The following is a 5,956-nucleotide window of genomic DNA, read 5'->3' as shown; positions in this document are numbered from 1 at the left end:
GCGGCGATGGCCGCCGTGCGGGCGCGGCGCAGCCTGGCGGAGATGGACGGCTGGCTGCCGGCGGCGGGCACCGCGCACCTGCGCTCCGGTGCGGAGATGGCGCAGCGGTTCGCCCGGTTCCCCACCGCGGTGGAGCAGGCGGTCCGCATCGGCGCCGAGTGTGCCTTCGACCTGCACCTGGTCGCGCCGAGGCTGCCCGACTTCCCGGTTCCTCCGGGGCACACCGAGGCGAGCTGGCTGCGGCTGCTCACCATGCAGGGCGCCGCGCGCCGGTACGGCCCGGCGGGACAGGAACGGATCGCCGGTGCCTACGACCAGCTCGCCCACGAGCTGAGGCTGATCGAGCAGCTCGGTTTCCCCGGCTACTTCCTGATCGTCCATGACATCGTCGAGTTCTGCCGCCGGCACCGGATCCTCTGCCAGGGACGGGGCTCGGCGGCGAACTCGGCCGTCTGTTACGCGCTGGGCATCACCGGGGTGGACGCGGTCTCCTTCGGCCTGCTGTTCGAGCGTTTCCTCGCCCCGGAACGCGACGGGCCGCCCGACATCGACCTGGACATCGAATCCGGGCGGCGGGAGGAGGTGATCCAGTACGTCTACCGGCGCTACGGGCGGGATCGGGCCGCTCAGGTGGCAAACGTGATCACCTACCGGCCGCGGTCGGCGGTGCGGGACGTGGCACGTGCCCTGGGCTTCTCCACCGGGCAGCAGGACGCCTGGTCCCGCCAGCTCGACCGGTGGTCCCTGCCCGCGGCCGGGCCGCCGTCGGGTGCCGGCGGCGGCCCGGAGCACGACATCCCGCCCGAGGTGACCCACCTGGCCGATCGGCTGCTGGGGTTCCCCCGGCATCTCGGCATCCACTCCGGCGGCATGGTGATCTGCGACCGCCCGGTCGGCGAGGTCGTCCCGGTGGAGTGGGCCCGGATGCCCGGACGGACGGTGATCCAGTGGGACAAGGACGACTGTGCGGCCGCCGGCCTGGTCAAGTTCGACCTGCTCGGGCTTGGCATGCTCTCGATGCTGCACAAGGCGTTCGACCTCATCCGCGGCCACCACGACCGCGACCTCGACCTGTCCCTGATCCCGCCGGAGGATCCGGCGGTCTACGACATGTTGTGCGCGGCCGACTCCATCGGGGTGTTCCAGGTGGAGAGCCGCGCCCAGATGGCGACGCTGCCCAGGCTGCGGCCCCGACGCTTCTACGACCTGGTGATCGAGGTGGCGCTGATCCGGCCCGGGCCGATCCAGGGCGGGTCGGTGCACCCCTACATCCGTCGCCGCAACGGGGTGGAGGAGGTCACCTATCCGCACCCGCTGCTGCGTCGCTCCCTGGCGAAGACCCTCGGTGTTCCGCTGTTCCAGGAGCAGCTCATGCAGATGGCGATCGACATCGCCGGGTTCTCCGCGGCGGAGGCCGACGAGCTGCGTCGGGCGATGGGCTCCAAGCGGTCCGCCGAACGCATCGAGCGGCTCCGCGAGCGGCTCTACACCGGGATGGCTGCCAGCGGCATCACCGGCGCGCTGGCCGACGACCTGTTCACCAAGCTGTCCGCCTTCGCGAACTTCGGGTTTCCCGAGAGCCACTCGGTGAGCTTCGCGTTCCTGGTGTACGCCAGCTCCTGGATCAAGCTCTACTATCCGGCCGCGTTCTGTGCCGCGCTGCTCAACGCGCAGCCGATGGGCTTCTACTCGCCGCAGAGCCTGGTCGCCGACGCCCGCCGCCACGGCGTCGAGGTGTTGCGGCCGGACGTCAACGCCTCCGCGGTCGGGGCCGGCCTGGTCGGCGCGCAACCGCGGGTCCGGCTCGGCCTGGCCGGGGTCCGGCGGGTGGGGGAGAGCCTGGCCCGCCGCATCGTCGAGACGCGGGCGGCGGACGGCCCCTACGCCGACATGGCCGATCTCGTCCGCCGGGTCGGCCTGTCCGTCGATCAGGTCGAGGCGCTGGCCACCGCGGGGGCGTTCGCCTGCTTCGGGGTGACGAGGCGCGAGGCGTTGTGGGCGGCCGGCGCCGTGGCGCAGGCCTGCCCGGACCGGCTCGACGGGATGGTCTTCGGCGCCGACGTCACCGCCGTCGCGCCGCACCTGCCGGGGATGACCGAGGTCGAGGAGTCCGTGGCCGACCTCTGGGCGACGGGGATCACGACCGAGGGTTACCCGACCCGTTTCCTGCGGGAGCGGCTCGCCGCCCAGGGGGTGACGGCGGCGGCGAGTCTGCGCGATGCTGAGGCGGGCCGGCGGGTCCTGGTCGCCGGGATCGTCACCCATCGTCAACGGCCGGCGACGGCAGGCGGCACGACCTTCGTCAACCTGGAGGACGAGACGGGCCTGGTGAACGTGATCTGTTCGCCCGGCGTCTGGGCGCGCCATCGGGTGGTGGCCCGCACGGCGGTGGCCCTCGTCGTCCGGGGTCGCCTCGAACGGGCCGACGGGGTGACCAACGTGATCGCCGAGCGGATGTGGCCGCTGCGGGTCGCTGTCACCTCCCAATCCCGGGACTTCAGATGATCCACTCGCCCGCTGTTGCACGCAGCGTAGCTGTCGTTCACTATCAGTCATCTCTTGGGGTGCTGTGCGTGACGAAGCAGGTGATCATCAATGGCTCTCACCGGTTCTGGGCTCCGGCATCAGGGCGCGCACCGGGCCGTGCCGTCCGCCGTGGCCCGCCGCAACGCCTGGGTGCTACGAGTCCTGGGACTGTCGGTCGGCGGGCTCGCGGTCGGCGTCGCCATCGGCCTCGTCGTGGGCCGCTGACCCGCCCGCGCCCGACCGGGCCAACCGGGGTGGGCGGCGGGGGGGAGGAGACGATGTCGATGGCCGACCCTGTCACCGGCGGCGATGTGACTGGTGGCGATGTCACCGGGGGCGATCTGCGGCAGGCCGCGATCTGGCACGGTCTGTGGGCAGTCCTGCCCCGCCTGGCCCCGGTCGACCAGGCCACGGGGGCCGGGGCGGGGGCACCGGGTGAGCCGGTGGTGGGGGCGCGCCGACCGCTCGTCGTCGATGCCGGCGGAGGCAGCGGCGGCTTTGCCGTGCCGATCGCGGCCGCCGGCTATCCGGTCGTCGTGGTGGATCCCTCGCCCGACGCGCTGGCCGCCCTGCGCCAGCGGGTAGCCGAACGGGGGCTCGGCGGGCGGGTCACCTCGATGCAGGGGGACCTGCGTGACCTGACCGGCATCGTCGGTGCCGGGCAGGCCGATCTGCTGCTGTGCCATTCCGTGCTGGACGTCGTGGACGACCCGCAGACCGCGCTCGCGCAGGCGCTGGGGGTGCTGCGGCCCGGTGGTGCGCTCAGTGTCGTCGTGGCCGGGCTCGCCGCCGCGGTCCTGGCCCGCGCGCTGGCCGGGCACTTCGAGGCTGCCCTTGCGGCGCTGGTCGAGGACGCGCCCGGTGCGCACCGGAAGTCCGGCGCGGATCACGGCCCGTCGGCGGGCAGGGAACCGGCAGCCGGTCGGGCGCCCCGGCGGTTCACCGCCGCCGAGGCCGTCGCGCTGGTCCGGGCCGCGGGTGCGGAGGTGCTCGACGTCCACGGGGTGCGGATCTTCGCGGATCTGGTGCCGGGGGAGCGCCTGCCCGACGCCCTGGCGACGCGGCGGCTGCTGCGGCTGGAGCTCGCGGCCGCCGGGCGCGAGCCGTTCCGGTCGTTGGCGGCGCAGCTACACATCCTTGCCCGCAGCCCGGGCGGCGCGGTTGCCCATGCGCGCTGAGAGCACGATCCTGCACGTCGACATGGACGCCTTCTTCGCCTCGGTGGAGCTGCGCCGCCGGCCCGAACTACGCGGCCGGCCCATGATCGTGGCGGGGGGTGAGCGCGGGGTGGTGCTGTCGGCGACCTACGAGGCCCGGGCGTACGGGGTCCGCAGCGCGATGCCGATGGCGCGGGCGCTGCGCCAGTGCCCCACCGCGGCGGTGGTCGCCCCCGACCACGCCGCGTACCGGACGGCCTCGGTCGCGATCATGAAGATCTTCCGGGACGTCACCCCGCTGGTCGCGCCGCTGTCGGTCGACGAGGCGTTTCTCGACGTCGCCGGCGCCCGGGCGCTGTTCGGATCGGCGCCGCGGATCGCCGCGGACCTCCGCCGGCGGGTGGCGGCCGAGCAGGACCTCACCTGCTCCGTCGGCGTCGCGCCATCGATGTTCGTCGCCAAGATCGCCTCGACCCGGTGCAAGCCGGACGGGCTGGCGGTCATCGCCCCCGACGAGGTGCTTGCCTTCCTGCATCCACTGCCGACCGGGGCACTGTGGGGAGTCGGCCCGCGGGCGGAGGCCACCCTGACCCGGCTGGGGCTGCGCACGATCGGGGACATCGCGGACACCCCGGTGGACACGCTGTGCCGGGCGCTCGGGGCCGCCGCCGGAACCCACCTGCACCGGCTGTCGTGGGGAATCGACGAGCGACGGGTGGATCCGGCCACCTCGGAGGTCACCGTCGGCGCCGAACGCACCTTCGCCACCGACATGACCGAGCCAGCGGCGCTCGCTCGGGAACTGCTGCGCCTGTCGGGACGGGTGGCCGGCCAGCTCCGGCACCGGCAGCGGCGCGCCCGGACCATCTCGGTCAAGGTGCGCTACGGCGACTTCCGGACCGTGACCCGCGCCCGCACGCTGCGTGATGGCACCGACGTGTCCCAGGCGATCTACTCCATCGTGACGGACCTGGTGGCTGATCTGGGCCTGCTCGGGGGCGGCCGGGTCGCCGGCGCCGAGGTCATGGCCGTGCGCCTGCTGGGGGTGCGGGCCGGCAACCTCGTCGATGCGGGGGGCGGCAGCAGGCAGCTCATGCTCGGGGAGCGGCCCGACGGCTGGGCGGAGCTGGACCGGGCCGCCGACCGGGCGCGGGACCGGTTCGGCGTGGGGGCGGTGGGTCCGGCGGCCCTGCTCGACCGGCCCGAGGGGCCCCCGCCGGGCCCGACGTGACGACGGCGAGTCCGGGCATGAACGGCGCTGCTGCGGGCACGGGACACGTGAGGTGATTGGCTCGGTTCCAACCGGCATGACGGGTTGCCTACCGCACCCGCCCGCGCATGCCTATTCTTGGTTGTCAGGTTCCGTCTGCCGGGCCTGTAGGTCGTGGGAGGAGCGTCGATGCCGCTCTCGGAGAACGAGCAGCGCCTTCTGGAGCAGATCGAGCGCGCTCTCGTTGAGGATGACCCGAAGTTCGCCAGCACCGTGCGGTCGACGGACCCCCGCACGTACCTGCTGCGTCGGGTGCGCCGCAGTGCGGTGGTCTTCCTGCTTGGGCTCGCTGTCCTGGTGGTCGGTGTGGTACTCAACCAGGTGCCGCTCACCGTCATCCTCGGCATCCTCGGGTTCCTGATGATGCTGTTCGCTGCGCTGCGTGGGGCCGCTGACCTGCGTCGCATCAGCGGACGCGACACGGGCGGCCGCCGGCCCGGTGGCCGGGGCCGATCAAAGGGACGCTCTCGGACGAAGGCGTCCTTCATGACGCGGGTCGAGGAGCGCTGGCGGCGCCGCTGGGAGGACCGGCCCTAGCGGGCGGCTCAGCGGTCGCAGAGTCTCTCCCCGGTCGCAGGTCTCTCCCCGGTCGCGGACTCTCCCGGTCGTCCGGGCGGTCTCAGGGGCCGTCCGGTGGCGCTGATCCACCGCTACGCGCCGGCTCGGGGACACGGGCCTCGGCATCATCCGCCGTCGTCGGCTGCGGTCCGTCACCCTGCGAGTCCAGGCCGGAGCGGCCCGCGCCGTCAACGGCGGGCTGCCGCCGCAGGTACCGGCGGATCCGGCTGGCGCCCTTGCGGCCCGGTTCGTCCGACTCGCGACGGCGGAACACCGACGGCGGCGCGAGGCGGGCCATGATCCGGCGGGTTCGTGGGGCGAGCGACCAGAGCGTCCCGGCGGCGGTCGCGACGTCCCGCCTCACCTCGGCCTGCTGCGGCGGGGCGGCGAGTTCCGGAGGCGCGTACCGGGCCCGCTCCTCCGCGGCCGCCAGCCGGGCCAGCGC

5 protein-coding genes and 1 pseudogene are annotated in these 5,956 nt (G+C 73.8%); 5 read left to right on the top strand and 1 reads right to left on the bottom strand.

The genetic code is table 11. From position 1 onward, the window contains the following. From ND748_RS22905 to ND748_RS22885, 5 genes are all read left to right on the top strand, one after another. Nucleotides 1–2,505, top strand: a 2,505-nt coding sequence (locus ND748_RS22905) for an error-prone DNA polymerase (RefSeq protein WP_251748023.1), incomplete at its 5' end; no start/stop codon positions are given. Between the two features lie 90 nt (nt 2,506–2,595). Next, nucleotides 2,596–2,751: a hypothetical protein gene (locus tag ND748_RS22900; RefSeq protein ID WP_251748022.1), complete on the top strand. Its 156-nt coding sequence runs from the start codon at nt 2,596–2,598 to the stop codon at nt 2,749–2,751. Between the two features lie 59 nt (nt 2,752–2,810). Beyond that, complete coding sequence (locus ND748_RS22895) at nt 2,811–3,704, top strand: methyltransferase domain-containing protein (protein WP_251748021.1); 894 nt, start codon at nt 2,811–2,813, stop codon at nt 3,702–3,704. Then, nucleotides 3,694–4,914 carry a DNA polymerase IV gene (dinB, locus tag ND748_RS22890; protein ID WP_251748020.1) on the top strand — a complete coding sequence of 407 codons (1,221 nt, stop codon included), beginning with the start codon at nt 3,694–3,696 and terminating at the stop codon, nt 4,912–4,914. Before ND748_RS22895 ends, dinB begins: the two co-directional genes overlap by 11 nt. 168 nt (nt 4,915–5,082) lie before the next feature. Further along, on the top strand, nt 5,083–5,490 hold the full coding sequence (locus tag ND748_RS22885) for a DUF3040 domain-containing protein (protein ID WP_251748019.1): 408 nt from the start codon (nt 5,083–5,085) through the stop codon (nt 5,488–5,490). 82 nt (nt 5,491–5,572) lie between these two features. On the opposite strand, the pseudogene ND748_RS22880 reads toward ND748_RS22885, so the two are convergent. Next, nucleotides 5,573–5,956 (bottom strand): annotated as a pseudogene (locus ND748_RS22880) (transglutaminase domain-containing protein); the annotation flags it as partial.

Source organism: Frankia sp. AiPs1 (genome assembly GCF_023716945.1).
Taxonomy (GTDB): Bacteria; Actinomycetota; Actinomycetes; order Frankiales; family Frankiaceae; genus Frankia.
This window is presented reverse-complemented; position numbering and strand designations above follow the sequence as displayed.

Coding starts and splice junctions, on each gene's coding strand:
- ND748_RS22900 (WP_251748022.1), top strand. CDS start 2,596: ATGGCTCTCACCGGTTCTGGGCTCCGGCATCAGGGCGCGCACCGGGCC.
- ND748_RS22895 (WP_251748021.1), top strand. CDS start 2,811: ATGGCCGACCCTGTCACCGGCGGCGATGTGACTGGTGGCGATGTCACC.
- dinB (WP_251748020.1), top strand. CDS start 3,694: ATGCGCGCTGAGAGCACGATCCTGCACGTCGACATGGACGCCTTCTTC.
- ND748_RS22885 (WP_251748019.1), top strand. CDS start 5,083: ATGCCGCTCTCGGAGAACGAGCAGCGCCTTCTGGAGCAGATCGAGCGC.